This window comes from Paraburkholderia bengalensis, from assembly GCF_037126505.1.
In the GTDB taxonomy this organism is placed as follows: Bacteria; Pseudomonadota; Gammaproteobacteria; order Burkholderiales; family Burkholderiaceae; genus Paraburkholderia; species Paraburkholderia bengalensis.
The window spans coordinates 1-532 of record NZ_JACFYJ010000300.1 but is presented as its reverse complement, the minus strand read 5'-3'; the positions used below and the strand labels follow the sequence as shown (position 1 = coordinate 532).

General features: G+C 66.4%; 1 protein-coding gene. It reads left to right on the top strand.

Going from position 1 to position 532, the window contains the following annotated elements; all coding sequences use genetic code 11:
- Window positions 1-532: oligosaccharide flippase family protein (locus H3V53_RS43375; protein ID WP_336603064.1), on the top strand; the 532-nt coding region annotated here is incomplete at both ends.

The window sequence follows — 532 nt, the reverse complement described above, 5'->3', positions numbered from 1 at the left end:
GGCGTACTTCTCGAAGGTGTCGCCGCAACTGCAGCACGAGGTGTACATGGCGCTGCCGTGGCTCGCGGTGGCGATTCCGCTCGCGAACGTGTCATGGGTGTTCGCGGGCGCGATCAACGGCGCGGAACGCTTCGGCGTCTACAACACGAACCAGACGCTCGGCACGTTCCTGTTCCAGTTGCTGCCGCTCGCCGCCGCGTGGGTGATGGGCCCGACGTTGCAGAACGTGCTCGCGGCCGCTGTGGTCGCACGGTTGCTCGCGGCCATCCTGCTCGGGCGCTCCGCGTTCGTGGTGCTTGGCATCCGGCACGTGCGGGCGCCGCAGTTCATCGTCGCGAAGGGGCTGTTCAATTTCGGCGGCTGGATGCTGATTGCGAGCATCACAGGCATGGTTGCCGAATCGCTCGACCGCGTGATGCTCGGCACGAGTCTGGGCGCGCGTTTCGTCACGTACTACACCGTGCCGCAAAACCTCGTCACGCGGCTGAACATCGTGCCGACCGCGTTGCAGCGCACGCTGTTCCCGCGCCTG